Origin of the sequence: Marinomonas gallaica, from assembly GCF_001639745.1 — a bacterium.
Lineage (GTDB): Bacteria > Pseudomonadota > Gammaproteobacteria > Pseudomonadales > Marinomonadaceae > Marinomonas > Marinomonas gallaica.
Genome location: NZ_LTAX01000011.1, coordinates 53,091 through 67,973 on the forward strand (window position 1 = coordinate 53,091; position 14,883 = coordinate 67,973).

The 14,883-nt window shown below is 44.9% G+C and carries 15 protein-coding genes; 8 read left to right on the forward strand and 7 right to left on the reverse strand.

What is annotated here, in order from left to right:
• Nucleotides 1–14 precede the first annotated feature (14 nt).
• Genes AYW76_RS11695 through AYW76_RS11715 form a run of 5 tightly spaced genes read right to left on the reverse strand, consistent with a single transcriptional unit; the run spans nucleotide 15 to nucleotide 5,047 of the window.
• A complete protein-coding gene (locus AYW76_RS11695; protein ID WP_067220187.1) occupies nucleotides 15–1,724 on the reverse strand; it encodes a vWA domain-containing protein in 1,710 nt (569 codons plus the stop codon).
• On the reverse strand, nucleotides 1,721–2,719 hold the full coding sequence (locus tag AYW76_RS11700; protein ID WP_067220189.1) for a VWA domain-containing protein: 999 nt from the start codon (nucleotides 2,717–2,719) through the stop codon (nucleotides 1,721–1,723). The genes AYW76_RS11695 and AYW76_RS11700 overlap by 4 nt, the downstream gene beginning before the upstream one ends.
• Nucleotides 2,712–3,179: a DUF4381 domain-containing protein gene (locus AYW76_RS11705; RefSeq protein ID WP_067038705.1), complete on the reverse strand. Its 468-nt coding sequence runs from the start codon at nucleotides 3,177–3,179 to the stop codon at nucleotides 2,712–2,714. Before AYW76_RS11705 ends, AYW76_RS11700 begins: the two co-directional genes overlap by 8 nt.
• Entirely contained in the window at nucleotides 3,179–4,078 is a 900-nt protein-coding gene (locus tag AYW76_RS11710) for a DUF58 domain-containing protein (RefSeq protein WP_067220192.1), read from the reverse strand. Before AYW76_RS11710 ends, AYW76_RS11705 begins: the two co-directional genes overlap by 1 nt.
• Nucleotides 4,079–4,081: 3 nt before the next feature.
• Entirely contained in the window at nucleotides 4,082–5,047 is a 966-nt protein-coding gene (locus tag AYW76_RS11715; protein ID WP_067220195.1) for an AAA family ATPase, read from the reverse strand.
• 137 nt (nucleotides 5,048–5,184) lie between these two features.
• Here AYW76_RS11715 and AYW76_RS11720 point away from each other — a divergent pair, with 137 nt between their 5' ends.
• Nucleotides 5,185–5,406: a DUF2835 domain-containing protein gene (locus AYW76_RS11720; protein WP_067038699.1), complete on the forward strand. Its 222-nt coding sequence runs from the start codon at nucleotides 5,185–5,187 to the stop codon at nucleotides 5,404–5,406.
• A gap of 34 nt (nucleotides 5,407–5,440) precedes the next feature.
• The gene (locus AYW76_RS11725) at nucleotides 5,441–6,481 is read left to right on the forward strand and encodes a quinone-dependent dihydroorotate dehydrogenase (protein WP_067220199.1); all 1,041 of its coding nucleotides are present in this window, start codon (nucleotides 5,441–5,443) and stop codon (nucleotides 6,479–6,481) included.
• Between the two features lie 39 nt (nucleotides 6,482–6,520).
• On the opposite strand, the gene rmf is transcribed toward AYW76_RS11725, so the two are convergent.
• The gene (gene rmf / locus AYW76_RS11730) at nucleotides 6,521–6,739 is read right to left on the reverse strand and encodes a ribosome modulation factor (RefSeq protein ID WP_067038695.1); all 219 of its coding nucleotides are present in this window, start codon (nucleotides 6,737–6,739) and stop codon (nucleotides 6,521–6,523) included.
• Between the two features lie 124 nt (nucleotides 6,740–6,863).
• Between rmf and rlmKL the strand changes: the two genes are divergently transcribed.
• From rlmKL to AYW76_RS11745, 3 genes are all read left to right on the forward strand, one after another.
• Nucleotides 6,864–9,032 carry a bifunctional 23S rRNA (guanine(2069)-N(7))-methyltransferase RlmK/23S rRNA (guanine(2445)-N(2))-methyltransferase RlmL gene (gene rlmKL, locus AYW76_RS11735; protein ID WP_067220201.1) on the forward strand — a complete coding sequence of 723 codons (2,169 nt, stop codon included), beginning with the start codon at nucleotides 6,864–6,866 and terminating at the stop codon, nucleotides 9,030–9,032.
• Between the two features lie 89 nt (nucleotides 9,033–9,121).
• A complete protein-coding gene (gene purU / locus AYW76_RS11740) occupies nucleotides 9,122–9,979 on the forward strand; it encodes a formyltetrahydrofolate deformylase (RefSeq protein ID WP_067220204.1) in 858 nt (285 codons plus the stop codon).
• A 122-nt stretch (nucleotides 9,980–10,101) separates the two neighbouring features.
• On the forward strand, nucleotides 10,102–10,362 hold the full coding sequence (locus AYW76_RS11745; RefSeq protein ID WP_067038689.1) for a formyltetrahydrofolate deformylase: 261 nt from the start codon (nucleotides 10,102–10,104) through the stop codon (nucleotides 10,360–10,362).
• A gap of 46 nt (nucleotides 10,363–10,408) precedes the next feature.
• Here the strand turns inward: AYW76_RS11745 and AYW76_RS11750 are convergent, their stop codons facing one another.
• Nucleotides 10,409–11,473 (reverse strand): DUF3549 family protein, encoded by a 1,065-nt coding sequence (locus AYW76_RS11750; protein ID WP_067220208.1) that lies wholly within the window; start codon nucleotides 11,471–11,473, stop codon nucleotides 10,409–10,411.
• A gap of 70 nt (nucleotides 11,474–11,543) precedes the next feature.
• Here AYW76_RS11750 and AYW76_RS11755 point away from each other — a divergent pair, with 70 nt between their 5' ends.
• The 3 genes from AYW76_RS11755 (at nucleotide 11,544) to AYW76_RS11765 (ending at nucleotide 14,827) form a co-directional block, all read left to right on the forward strand.
• A complete protein-coding gene (locus AYW76_RS11755) occupies nucleotides 11,544–11,891 on the forward strand; it encodes a YqcC family protein (RefSeq protein ID WP_082866206.1) in 348 nt (115 codons plus the stop codon).
• Entirely contained in the window at nucleotides 11,888–12,748 is an 861-nt protein-coding gene (locus AYW76_RS11760; protein WP_067220211.1) for a DUF1853 family protein, read from the forward strand. Before AYW76_RS11755 ends, AYW76_RS11760 begins: the two co-directional genes overlap by 4 nt.
• A 63-nt stretch (nucleotides 12,749–12,811) precedes the next feature.
• Nucleotides 12,812–14,827, forward strand: a complete 2,016-nt coding sequence (locus AYW76_RS11765; RefSeq protein ID WP_067220214.1) for a putative bifunctional diguanylate cyclase/phosphodiesterase — start codon at nucleotides 12,812–12,814, stop codon at nucleotides 14,825–14,827.
• Nucleotides 14,828–14,883 lie beyond the last annotated feature (56 nt).

Here is a 14,883-nt window from a genome sequence, read left to right on the forward strand (position 1 = left end):
TGATGGTAAGTGGGTTACCATGGTTGTTGGCCTTCCTCTTGTTTAAAGCGATTTTCGTTGCGTCTTTCCTGATGCAAGTACCAAAGTTTTCGTTGTAACAATGTGCCAGGGTCATCTTGAATTTGGCGTAGCCATTGTTCTAGGGCTTGTTGTTCTTCCATACTGCTGGTGTTGTCAGCTTTCGATTCGACTTGTGCAGCCCCTTGTTCAGGGTTTTGATTATCCTGCTTTTCGGAATTGTTGTCTTGTTTTTGCTCGCTATTCTCGGAGTCTTTATTACTGTCGTCAGATTTTTGATTGTCTGAGTTACTTTGCGGAGCCTGCGAATCTTCGTTGGTATTGTCTTTCGGGCTATTGTCAGAGTCCTCTTTAGACTGCTGTTTTTCGAGTTGTTTTTGCACGTAGCCAAGATTTTCCTTAGCTTCCTTAAAATCAGGATTGAGTTTTAAGGCTTGCTTGTAAGCCTCTAGAGCAGCAGGTAAATCCTTGCTCATGGCCAGAGCATTGCCTAAATTATAAAAGTCGGAAGCAGAATTGGCGAGCGGCGCAATAGTTTTGGCGGTATCGGCATAGGAGCCTTGAGCGTATTGGCTGGCAGCTTTCCAGCGCGGATCTTCGAACAGTTTGGCTGCACTCTCCCAATCGCCCTGATTGACGGCTTGTTGCGCTTTTTGATCGTTAGTTTTGATCCAATCCAATGGTGATGCGTAACTTGGTGTGAATGGGTTAAGCACGATAATAACCAGTGCAATCAAGGCACCACTACGGAATTGCCATAGTAGCCAAGCTAAAAATGGCAGCGCGAACCAATGTCCTTGTTCTTGCCAAGTAATCCCTGTGATATCGGAGCTACGTGCGTCAGAAGTTTGCTGCGCATGCTGACCAATCTCCCCCAATTTGCTGATATCGGAGTTGTGCGAGTAATAATGGCCGCCTACTTCGAGGGTGACTTGTTCGATTTGTTCTATTGGCGTTTTTGGCATCGCCGTGATGCCCTGAGGGCGAAGCGTTTGCCCATCAGGCAGTTGCATGGGAGCGCCTTCCGGTGTACCAACACTAATGACATCTAGGGCGATATGTTGCTCAGAGACTTGGCTAAGGAGTGGCACATCCTTGTCTTGTAAGTCATCAGTAAGTACCACAAATGTGGTGTACGGGGCGTCCTTTGGATCTACTAGCGTTAAAGCCTGCCTGAGCCCGTCCGCTAGATTGCTACCATAAATTGGCATGATTAAAGGGTCTAGCGCAACAAGGAAGTGAGTGAGTGTCTCTCGGTCTTGAGTGAATGGGCTGACGATGTATGCGTCACCAGCGTAGGCCACCAAAGCAAAATCTCCTTCAAGTGAACCATTGATGATGTCTCGCATAATCTGTTTAACGCGTGTTAGGCGATTGGGACGTATATCTGTGGCATACAGAGACAAGGATTGGTCGACGATGAAGACTGTCTTTTGGTTTGCCGTATAAAGAGGCGTTTGAGTTTTACTAAAACTGATGCCCGAAAGCCCTATCACAAGTAGACTGATGCAGGTTAAGCCCAGCCATCTTTGCGCTCCTTGTGAATTTTGTACATTGGTAAGGTATGGCAACAGGTGTGGCGCAACCGTTGATTTTATAGCATTGTTTGTAGATTTGAAGCGAATCAAACGGCTTAAGAACCAAATAATGGGAATCAACAGAAGCCAGTCTGGACGAGTGAAATGTATCCAGTCGAACAATGTCATGTTCGTCCCCCTAAAGAAAAGTCTAGGCGTCGTGTTGCGAGTAAAGCGACAGCCACAAACAGTAAGGAAAGCGCGCCCAGCCAATGGAAAAGGGTGGTTTTAGGGCGTTGTAAAATATCACTGGAAGGTATGGGCTCTAATTTATCTAGAAGCACATAGACTTGACGTAATTCTTGAGTGCTGCGTGCTCTGAAAAACTGTCCGCCTGTTAAGTGAGCAATGTTAGTGAGTAAGGGTTCATCCAAATCACTGGAAGGGTTGACGACCTTTGGGCCGAAAAAACCTGGCCTGATCATGTGTTCAGCACCAATCCCGATGGTATGAATGGTAACACCTTGTTTGGCCGCATAGTCAGCTGCTTGCAAAGGGCTAACTCGTCCCGCTGTATTAGCGCCGTCGGTCATGAGGATAAGCACTTTTTGATCAGCAGGTTTGTCCTGTAGACGCTTAATGCCTAGCCCAATCGCATCACCAATCGCAGTTTGTTCTCCAGCAAAGCCAATTTGGCTTTCCTGAATTAATTGATTGATGGTTTCTAAATCATAGCTTAACGGTGCTTGAAGGTAGGCTTTGCTGCCAAATACAATAATACCAATACGGTCACCACGGCGTTCTCTAATAAATTGAGAAAGCACTTCTTTGGCGGCGCTCAAGCGATCGGCTGTACGGTCATTTAGAGTCATATCAGAGATTTGCATGCTACCGGACAAATCTAATGCAATTAATAGGTCTCTACCAGTTGGCGGGATTTGTGTTGCTTCTCCAAGCCAAGCGGGACGTGAAAGGGCCAGCACTATGGTTAGCCAAGCACACATAAGAAGAATCAAAGTCAGCCTAATGCGATTGCGGCCATGGTGCTGTGGTGCCTTAGCTAAAAATTGGCTATGGCGCCAATAAATGTGTGTGGCATTGGCGTTTTTGCCACGGGCTCGCCACAAAAAAAAGAACGGCAAAGGGAGTAGAAGTAGCGCCCAAGGCCATTGTAAATCAAGCATGGTGCTTCCTTATCCAATAGCTTGTTAGCCGGACTAGATTTGATCGCTGTTGCGCTGTAAGTTGACTGTCTGGACGATACAGGTCTTCGGTAAAGATCTGTTCGAACTCTGCGAATGACCATTTTGCTCGTTTGAGCTGTTTATCTAAAATAGGGAGTAACGCTTTAGTTGTGCAGCTTGCCAGTGGCTCATGACCTTCGGTGATGAGGCAGCGCTTAATTACGCTGATACAGCCTTCGACTAACGCTTTATCTGAGGCTTGCTTGACTTCATTGAGCGCTTGTAATGCTTCACGGCGATAGGCTCTGTGTTTATGTCGAAGTATTGCTATGGTAATGATGACGGCAATCAACAACAGGAAAGCAGCCAAAACGATCCAAGACCACCAGACAGGGGGCCAATTAGGAATCGCGTCTGGCAGCAAATAGGCCGTATTTGGTAATTCAATAGCGTCGGACATCAGTGTAAGACTCCACGTGCTAGCAGCTCGGTGGTGATCGCTATCGGTGAATGATTGACATCAAATACATAATGACCGACCCCAAGTTGTGTCAATAAGCTTTCATGTTGTTGAGCGAGCTTTGCAAAATGCTGCTGTGCAGCAGAACGCTGCGCACTGCTTATATGCAGCGTACTTTTGGTGCTCTGATTGGCAAATTGATAGTGTCCGTTTGGCAGACAAAAAGCGCTAGCGTCCTCAACAGATACCCAATGCACGCGATTGTGCTGAGCTAATCGTTGAAGATGGGCTTTGTTTGTCTCATCCATTGCAATGTGATCACTGAGCACAATGACCGAGTAGCCCTTAAATTGACTTAAATTGGGCATTTGATAGGCCGCCGGTTGCAGCGCTCGTTGTTTAATGAGGGTCGCGTGCGCAAGCTGTTCGCTGAAAAAGCGCCAGTCTTTAATGTTTGGCGTGATGCAGAACTGATTGTCGTTTTGACTGACAAAACCGACGTTTTCTCGTTGGGCATAACTGCGCCATGCAATGATGGCAGCCAGTTGAGCTAGGCGTGTACTGATGAATGTGGTTTGAGTGCCAAAGTAAGCGTCTGGCGATAGGCTGAATAGAATCAATGTACGATGCTCCACATCCTCCGTGTACACTCGAGTATGTGCAATACCAGTACGCGCTGTGACGCGCCAGTCCATATGGCGAGCTTCGTCGCTAACATCATAAGGTCGTATTTCGTGCAGCTCTAAGCCGTGACCTCGCTTTTTACTAATAATGCTGCCTGATCGCAAACGAGCACGGCGCATTGAACGAGCTTTGCCTAATGCGTTTGCTACGGCGGCTAGTTCCAAAATATGGGCTTGAGTTAATTCTGGTGAGATAGGGCTAAGCAGAGTATCCATAAATTAAAGCACGGGCACTTGGGTTAAAATCCTATTGATTAACTGATCGTTGCTAATGTTTTGCGCAACAGCCTGAAATGATGAAACAATTCTGTGACGAAAAACGTTATGAATAACGCCGCGCACATCATCTGGCGTAACAAAATCTCGCCCAGCAAGCAGTGCATGAGCACGTGCGCAACGGTCTAGCGCAAGTGTTGCGCGTGGGCTCACGCCAAAATCAATCAAGCTGCCCATCTGACCATCGTCTTCAAAGTACTTTTCCGGATGACGGGTTGCCATGACAAGGTGCACGATGTACTGCTCAACTGAGTCTGCCATGTATATGTTCAGTGCTGCTTTTTGCAGTGATGAAATGTCTTCCAAACTTAGTACGGCTGCTGGCGCTTCTGTATTAGAAAATTTGTCCTGCTCGCGGATCAACCGTAAAACTTTAAGTTCGGTTTCCATGTCAGGATAGTCAACTTGAATTTTCATCAGAAAACGATCAAGTTGCGCCTCAGGAAGGGGGTACGTACCTTCTTGTTCGATGGGGTTTTGTGTCGCAATGACAAAAAATTGCGCTGACAGTGGGTAAGTGGTGTTACCAACGGTAATTTGTCGCTCGCCCATTGCTTCGAGTAAAGCCGATTGTACTTTTGCTGGTGCGCGATTGATTTCATCCGCTAGGACAATGTCGTGCATGATTGGGCCAAGGGTGAACTGAAACTGTCCAGTATGTTGCTGATATATATCAGAGCCAGTGACGTCACCAGGAAGCAAGTCAGGCGTGAACTGAATGCGTTGAAAGCTTGCATCAATGGTTTTTGCTAATGCCTTAGCAGCTGTCGTCTTAGCAATGCCAGGAGGCCCTTCTAATAACACATGGCCTTTGGCGATAAGCCCAATTAATAGATCATTAATTAATGACTCTTGCCCAACAATGGCATGATTTAAGTGCTCTTTTAGTCGATCAATGACTGCTTCCATACTTCTGTAAGCCCTTATACTGCTGTCAAAATACCCGTTGAGACAATATAATAACCAGCATCGCATCTAAGTTAAAACCTCTTCTTGGGCAAGTTCTGCTAAGAATGATCCAAGAAGCGTTGAACCCAAGGTAAATCATGGCAACAGTTACTGTCGATATAAGTCTACCTGCTTATAAATACAAGGAAATGTATCAAGGCTCGGTGAAGTATTTAGTGGCAAAAAGTCGAGATGGACGCATGATCCAACTTCCTCTGTCGATTTTTCAACGTTTCGTCACGCACAAAGGTGTTTATGGCGCTTTTCAGATTGAATTCGATGACAACAAGAAACTTGTCAATATTGATAAACTATTTTAACCCTTTTATTTAAATGATCATTAGGCTGACCCATATGTACAATTTAGCACGTTCCCTGCTGTTTAAATTAGATCCCGAAGTATCCCATGAATTGTCGCTGGATGTACTAGGTGCATCAGCCCGCCTAGGCTTGACATCTTTATACGCTCACGAGGAAGCGGCAACGCCGGTGAATGTGATGGGGATTGATTTTCCAAATGCAGTTGGACTTGCGGCAGGCCTTGATAAAAATGCCGATGCGTTTGAAGCGCTGGGGGCATTGGGGTTTGGTTTTGTGGAAGTAGGTACTGTCACACCAAAAGGTCAGGCTGGTAATCCCAAACCGCGTCTTTTTCGCTTGCCAGAGCATGACGCGATCATCAACCGCATGGGGTTCAATAATAAAGGCGTAGACCATATGGTGGCACGTATTCGCAAGCACAACTATAAAGGTGTGCTGGGTGTGAATATCGGTAAAAATTTGAGCACGTCGGTAGAAGGGGCGGCAGCGGATTACTTGGCATGTCTTGAACAGGTAATTCCTTATGCGGATTACATCACTGCGAACATTAGCTCTCCCAATACACCAGGGCTTCGGTCGCTTCAGTTTGGCGATAGTTTAGCGCAGTTGATTGCGCCACTGGTGGAAGCGAAGCAGCGTTATGCAGATGAACACGGGCGTCGAGTACCATTAGCTGTTAAAATTGCCCCAGACATGAGCGATGATGAAATTAAAATGGTAGCGGATACCCTTGTCGATCAAAAAATCGATGCAATCATTGCGACCAATACGACATTATCACGTACAGCTGTTATCGGTCATGAACACGCAAACGAAGCTGGTGGATTAAGTGGCGCGCCAGTGCGTGATGCTTCAACTCATGTAGTGCGCGTACTGTGTGATCATTTACAGAATGAACTGCCAGTAATTGGCGTGGGTGGTATTTTGTCAGGTGCGGATGCGGCCGAAAAAATGCAAGCGGGTGCTAAACTTGTACAAATTTACTCTGGCTTTATTTATCGAGGCCCAGAGTTAGTTCATGAAGCGATTGCCGCCACTGATGGTTATATTCGCGAAAACCACTTAGGTAAGTAAACGAAAAGGCCAGTCGGTTAGACTGGCCTCCTTTAAGAATTAAGTGGTTGACTGAGAAAAACCGGCAGCTTTGTAAGTGCCGTCAACTGGGGTGAGACCATCCCACATGTCTACGCGACCTTCACGCCAACCGGCTAACCAATCGGGTCGAGCGGAAGAGTGACACTGTTGCGATAGGCCTTTTGAACGTCCGGCCATACCGGCACGATAGCCACGCACATACGCTCTTTGATGAAGATCTCGTTTTTGTTTCTTCATAAATAAGTTCCTCTCAGTTCTCTTTTCAGTGTAAGTGAACTTTAATTAATAGTAGAGGGCGGTGCGTTTGTCTAAAAACACTTTGCTCTAACGAAATTCAAAAATTCACCAAAAAGTAATAAACATGACATATAACTCTGAACTACCTCCTAGTGACGTTAGCGAACAATCGATATCACTGGAATTGACTTGCCCGATCGGCTTGGAAAACATTCTAGAAAAAGAGCTTCATGATCTAGGATTGTCTAATACACGCCTAGGCGAAGCTCAAGTTAAGCTGTCTACTGATTTGCGTGGCATGTATTTAGCCTGTCTATGGTCACGTGTGGCAACACGCGTCATGATGCCTCTAGCAACATTTAAAGTGGACTCGGCGGATGATCTGTACCAAGGCGTATCGGACATTGACTGGTCAGAACACCTTCATGCTGACAATACCATTGCGATTGATTGCCACGGTACCAATCACTCTATACGAAACACACAATTTGGTGCGGTACGTACAAAAGATGCCATAGCCGATTATTTTACTAAATTAAATGGTCGCCGACCGAGTGTTGAAAAACAAAACCCTGACATTCGTATTGCCGTGAAGATTAGACGTGATCAAGCAATTGTTAGCTTGGATCTGTCAGGCGAAAGTATGCACCGTCGCGGTTATCGTCAGCATGGTGCTATGGCGCCGTTAAAAGAAAACCTAGCAGCTGGTTTATTGTTGCGTGTAGGTTGGAGCAAAGACTCTAAGTATCAACAGATCGTTGATCCCATGTGTGGCTCGGCAACTTTCTTGGTTGAAGCAGCTTTAATCTCCATGAACATCGCGCCAGGTTCGCGTCGTCAGTACTGGGGCTTTAAAGGTTGGAAGAAGCATGATCATCGTCTATGGCAACAGCTTAACGACATCGCTAAGAACGAGCGCGTTGCGCCAAGTGAGTTAACGGTGTCTTTCCAAGGTACAGACCGAGAACAAAAAGCGATTGCTGCGTCCCGTGAAAATATTAAGCGTGCAGGCCTGACTGGGGTGATCGATGTCAGCATGTCTGCTTTTCAGCAGCACGATTTTGACTGGTCTAAGCAACCGACGCTGATCATTGTTAACCCGCCTTACGGTGAACGCTTAGGGGATGAGATGGCGCTGGTAGCGCTGTATCGTCAACTTGGCGATTGGGCGATCGAAAATGCGATGGAAGGGGATATGATGTTGTTAACGAGCAGTGAGAACTTGGCTCGTCAGATTCCGATTCGTCCTGAGAAATCCACTCGTGTTATCAATGGGGGCCTAGAATGTCGTGCCTACCGTTTTCCAATTGCTGAAGATCGCATTAAAGCTGGCAGCCGAGAGCAAGTAGGTTTGTCATCGGGTGCGCAAATGGTGGTCAACCGTTTGCAGAAAAACCAGAAGAAGCTGAACAAGTGGCTCGAGCGTGAAAAAATCACCTGTTACCGTGTTTACGATGCGGACATGCCTGAATACTCTGTTGCAGTAGATATTTACAATGATTGGGCACATGTGCAAGAGTACCAAGCACCTAAAAGTGTCGACGAACAAAAAGCGCAACAACGCCTATTTGAAGTTGTCTCGGCCATCCCGACCGCGTTGAACATTCCTGAAACGAATGTGGTTGTGAAGCAACGTATACGTCAATCAGGTAAGCAGCAATATGAGAAAGTGGATCAGCTAAACCACGAAATGTTTGTTGAAGAATACGGCTGCGACTTCATTGTAAATTTGAAAGATTACCTGGATACCGGGTTATTCTTAGATCACCGCCCAGTACGTAAGATCATTCAAGAAAAAGCCAATGGTAAGCGCTTCTTAAATCTGTTCTGTTACACTGCGTCAGGTTCGGTCCATGCTGGGCAGGGTGGTGCTAAAACCAGTTTAAGTGTTGATATGTCCAATACTTATACTGAATGGGCGCGTCGTAATCTTGAGTTAAATGAGTTTTCAGATCGTGATCATAAAGTGGTTCGAGCAGATTGCTTTGAATGGTTGCGTAAAGCTGAAGACGAGTTCGATTTGATTTTTATGGACCCACCGACTTTCTCGAATTCGAAAAAAATGGCCGGTGTATTGGATATTCAACGTGATCATGTTGATCTGATTGATTTGGCCATGGCCCGTTTGCATCAAGAAGGTGAGTTGATTTTCTCTAATAACTATCGTCGTTTTGAGCTGGACTCAGAGCTAAATGAACGTTATGAGATTGAAAACATTACTCGCCAATCGTTAGATCCTGACTTTGATAGAAATCAAAAGATTCACCAATGTTGGATTCTAAAGCATAAGTAGTAAATAGAACTTTTCCCCATTAATTCAGAGTCCTCGACCATCCTAACCGCTTGGTCGAGGCCCCTGAGTCTTTAAAAGTAACTGGAACTATGAGTAAAACATATCGATTAGTGATTAGCTGCCCTGACCGAGTAGGGATTGTGGCGGCTGTTAGCCAATATTTAAATGAGCGCAATGGTTCGATTGTTGAAGCGAATCATCATACTGATGCTGAACAGAAATGGTTCTTTATGCGCCATGTGATTGATGCTGACAGTATGAGCGTCGACTTAGACACGTTTCGTCGTGAGTTCTCTAAAATTGCTGGAGCATACGACATGGACTGGTTTATCAATGACAGTGATGACAAGCCAAAAGTCATGTTGATGGCGACTAAAGAGTCTCATTGTTTGAATGATTTGTTGCATCGTTGGCACACGGGCGAACTAAGTTGCGACATCGTAGGGGTGATCGCGAATCATGATGATCTTCGTTCCATGGTTGAGTGGTATAACATTCCCTATCACTGCATCAATGTGCCCAAAGAAGATAAAATGCCAGCCTTCAAAGCCATTGAAAAAGCCATTGATGAATCCGGTGCGGATACGGTGGTGCTTGCCCGCTATATGCAGATTTTTCCCGAGTATTTATGTGAGAAATACCGTTTCCGTGTGATTAATATTCATCACAGCTTCTTGCCTTCATTTATTGGTGCTAAGCCTTATCATCAAGCGGCCGTTCGAGGGGTGAAGTTGATTGGTGCGACGTGTCATTACGTAACAGCAGATCTAGATGCGGGTCCGATCATTGAACAAGATGTGATTCGAGTTCGTCACAGTCATTCGGCGACCGATATGGTCCGTTTGGGTAAAGACATTGAGAAGCTTGTGCTTTCTCGGGGGCTTCGTTTCCACATTGAAGATCGTGTATTGGTTCACGGTAATAAGACGGTTGTCTTTTCACAATAGGGCCACCATATGAGGGTAGGCTGTTAATATCTGGCTTGCCCTTTCTTTTAATATCACTTCGTTATTTAAAATATTGTCTATAGTTACCTGAGTAAATCCATTTGTTGGTTAAGGGTGACGAGATGAAATTGAAACTAACACCAACCCAAAATCTGTGTGTCGGGTTTCTCGAGACGGGTTTCGAATTGATCCAGGTAGATGATCAATACTTCTTTGTTAAAGGCGAGCGTCGGCAAAAAGTTCTTCCTAAGACGCTGGATGCTTTAGTCAGCCGTGGCGCGTTGTTGCATACGCGAGAGGGTAAATACGAGCTGAGTGACGAGTTCAAGCAGCATCGCAAAGAAATGCGCTCTATGGTGGAATCAAAACACGTCCGTCACTGAAGTGTTGCGGTAGTGTCTTCAGTGACGGATGTTGGTTGTTTGCTGTTTACTGCAATGTTGAGCTTGTAGGGGTAAACAAATTTCCAACTGCATTTTGCAGCGCTTCGCTGGCATGATCTGAGCGCAATACATGCCAAGTTGCTGTGCGTGTTTCTGGTTGTTGAGTCAATTCCGCGACAATGTGTTTGAAACCTAATTGCGCATCATCGCGATGTGCTAATTTTTCAAGGATAATACGCAACAATTGACCTTGTTCTGCGACCCAATGTGGGCACTTTGCAACCAGCGATGCGATCAGTTCTAGCTGATCATCATCACAATGACTGATATCGCCGAGTAAAGTAAATAACGGGATAAACAGGTCTGTGGCAAAGTCATTGCGTGAAATGGCGCGAACTAAATGGGCGGCATCGCTTGCCGTGATCGAGGGAGCCATCATTTCTTCACACACTGCTTTCACTGTGTCAGCGCCTTGAACATAATGTTCCATTGCATGGCAAAGTGGGAAGCGTACTTCATTGGGGGCGTTTTGAATTGCTTTGATCTGCAGAGCTTTCAGGTTCAGCTGTTCTACTCTTGCCGCTAAATCAGCCAACCCTTGTAAACCTAAATGGCTCCACGTTTCAGGGTTGTCTAATTGCTCGCTTTTTAAGTAGGTAAGCACATCTTCTAAATAGTGGGATGTGGGCTGCTTTAAATCGCGCGCGAGCATGGCGTGGAAGCTGGCTAGTCGATCTTGATCTGGTTGGAATGCATAAGGGTTGTCCTCAAGGGCTTCTTGAACACCTTGTTGCGTCCCTTTATGCATAATTTTATCAACGATGGTTTTGATAAATAGGTCACGTGTGCCTAAGTTCAAGCAGCCCGACTCGTCGAGAGGCAATTTTAAAAACCAGACAACTTCTCCGTTTTTTACCGGTTTTTGTTTTTCCGTTAACACGCAAGCCAGCCAGGCTTGTTTCCGGAACGCGTATGGATAAACTTGCTGCTTTGTATCGAACTGAATAACCTGTTGCGGCGTGATTTTAGTAATATGTCGACCAACATCGTAAAATGTCGCCTTGCACCCAACGGCACTGAAAAGATCGCTTAGAGATTCAATATTTTGCATAGCTGTGATGTGTGCCCAAACGTAAGTGACTCAAAGTCTGAATCATACCGTTTTTTAGGAGAGAAATCAGTTGCCCCAATCGATTCAACGTTACACAGAATTAGCCGATTTAGTTTTAGAGTTGCAAATGGCCATGCAGCAGGCTCATGTTTGGCAAACCAAACCGCCTAGTACTGAAGCATTAGCCTCGGAGCAGCCTTTTTGCATTGATACGATGACTTTTGAACAGTGGTTACGTTATGTATTAATCGAGCGATTCAAAGAAATGATTGAGTTTCAGCAGCCTTTACCAGACCGTTGCCATATTTCGCCGATGGTCGAAGAAGCGTTTAGGGGGCTAGAGGTCAGCCATGTTAAGCATTTAATGTTGGTGACCGACGCGTTAGATCGATTTTTAAGCCGAAGTGCTCAGGTATGACGTTGCATTCTGCTGATCAATTGCTCGCGGATCTAGAGTGGTTGCTAGAGGAGCGGGAAAGTTTTGTATTGGATTATCCGCTTGCGGGTTTTCTTATTGAAGGCTGGCGAAGTAATTTTAAGCGTTTGTCTGATCAGCCTGAGCCAATTGTGCAGTGGATGGCGCAAGCCAAGTCTCATTTTTTGGGGACTTACTTTGAGCAGCTGTTCTCATTTGCGGTGCAGCATTTTGCGGATGCGCAGGTATTGGCAGAACATGAACAAATTCATGTAGCAGGTAAAACCTATGGTGAAGTTGATCTACTGGTTAAGAACAGAGCGGGGATGATGTTTCAATTTGAAATAGCACTTAAGTTTTATCTGGAAAGGAACGATTTGAGCCCTCACAGTTGGATCGGGCCAAATAAACATGACAGTTTAGTAAAAAAGCAAACACATGCTCGTGATCATCAGCTTAGGGTATTGAATGTTGAAGAAGGACAGTCTTGGTTGAGATCCTTCTCAAATGACTCTGCTGTAACACCAAACTTAATGATCTTTGGTCGCCATTTTTACGACTTAAATATTGATGCTAAAGCATTTTTTGAATACCAAAAATACAGTGGCGGTTGGATAAGGCTTAAGCGATTGTTTGCATTAGAGCACTTTATAGACGATCTAAGTGAGGCGAAAAAACCTTATTGGATTACGCCTAACTTAATAAATATTGATATAAAACAGATAAATAAATCGCTTTATGAAGAATTAGCTATTCGGTTTGAGCATGACCCAAGACCCATCTTGTTTTCGTGCGCAAGAAAATTGAATGCGTATGAAAATAGCGTCTTTTGGCTATTTATTTGTCCAGATGAGTGGTAATGCTTGAAAAATGAATCTTGTTGAGGCATAAATTGTAGATTAATTTGTACATAAAATTGAGACATGACAGACGCTGTAGAGTTCTTGGTGCCAAGCCCGAAAAAAGCCGCTTGGGTGATAGATGTAGCACAAGGAACTGTGTCATGGAGTAACCCCACCGCAAAAAATCGGTTTGGGGAGGCTCTTGGTGTAAGTCGCGATGGTTTAACGTACATTGATCGCGAATTAAAGGATGATCTAACCCAATTTTTGAGTCAATCCGATAAGAGCGCTTTGCTATGCTTTCACTGGTTAATTCGTGATGTAAGTAATACGCTTTATCGTTGTACCGCTAGTGTTATTTCACTAGGGGAAAATCACCACGGTTTTTCTGTGGAGGCTTATGTATGTCCAACGGAAGTATCAAACCACTTACCGCGTTACTACGGCCGTAAGAGCTTGCCTGAAAGCCTTAACTCTCTTATTTTTATGACCTTCTCCTGTGATGGAGAACGGCTATTTCTCAGTCGCAGAGCAGGAAACCTGTTTCCTGCCGTTCAAAGTATTAAAGACCTGTTTGCGGTCAGTGGTGCTGCGAGTTACTTCATTCAGCGCGTTAAGTTTGATCTAGTTGTACAGCAAGAACTTCGGCTGTCCACGTCTGATGGTGTGCGTTGGTTTAAGCTTGAAGCGCATGTCAATCCTGACAACGGTAATGTGGATCTGTTCGCACAAGATATACAAGAAGTTCGTGACCTTGAGGTTGAACTGTATAAGTGGCAAAACTACGACGAGTTAACCCATTTACCGAATCGGCATTTGCTTTATCAGCAGTTAGAAAAAGCTAAAAACAACGCAACTAAACGGAATCGTCGTTTTGGTTTAATGTATTTAGACTTAGATGGGTTCAAAGTCGTTAATGATACTTTTGGGCATCGTGTGGGTGATAAACTGCTTCAGGAAGTTGCCAATCGAATTAAAAACACTATTCCTCCTAGGTCTTGCCTTTACCGCTTGGGTGGTGATGAATTCGTTGTGGTGCTTGAGCATATTCAGGATATCCAAGAGCTAGTAGACATTGCGGCTGAAATTAATGCGACTTGTGAGCAAACCTACCCTGTTTCAGAAATGGAAATGGTGATTACGGCAAGTATCGGAATTGCTTGCTACCCTGAGCATGGTGAGGACATCGACTCGCTATTGAAAAATGCCGATGCAGCCATGTATCGTTCAAAAGCCAGTGCGCACAATGGTTGTCTTTTATACGATGCTGGTATGACAGAGTGCTATAGTGCTTATCTCACCTTAGGGGGCGGTTTACGTAAAGCGATCGAAGAAGGTCAGTTCGAGCTGTATTATCAACCAAAAATACGCTCTACGGATGAATATGCCGTGGGGGCTGAGGCGTTGCTGCGTTGGCATCATCCAGAATGGGGTATGATACCGCCGGATCAATTTATTCCAGTTGCCGAAGAAAGTGGTCTAATCTTGCCTCTTGGAGAGTGGGTCATAAGGCGTGCCTGCCAGCATATACAAGAGTGGCAATCTTTAGGGCTTCCACCGATAAATGTTTCGGTTAATTTATCGGGTCGTCAGTTCTTACAACATGATTTAGTCGATATTGTACAAGGCATTTTAACTGAGACAAAGATTGACCCTAAATACCTAGAGTTAGAGTTAACCGAAAGTATGTTGATGTCAGATGCCCATGAAACCATCAAAAAGCTTCATGCATTCCGAGAGATGGGTATTATGCTGTCGATTGACGATTTCGGAACCGGGTATTCGTCTCTTGCCTATCTAAAGAAATTTCCTATCCAATCGCTCAAAATTGACCGCTCTTTTATTCAGGATTTAGGTGTAGACAGTGATGATGATGCGATTGTAAAAGCAACCATTGCTATGGCGCAAAGCCTGAACCTGAAAGTAGTTGCGGAAGGGGTTGAGAGCCGATCGCAAATGAATTTGCTAACGAATTATCAATGCCAAGAAGTGCAGGGTTTTTTGTTTGCTAAACCGATGTCGAGTACAGACTTTGTCGAGTATTTAAATAATCGTGGCCCCGATTTAGAGGCTTTTATTGATCCTGAAACGCTATAAGGTGACGTGAAAAAGTCATATTTTGGTGATCTAGCACATCAATTTTATTCGCTTTT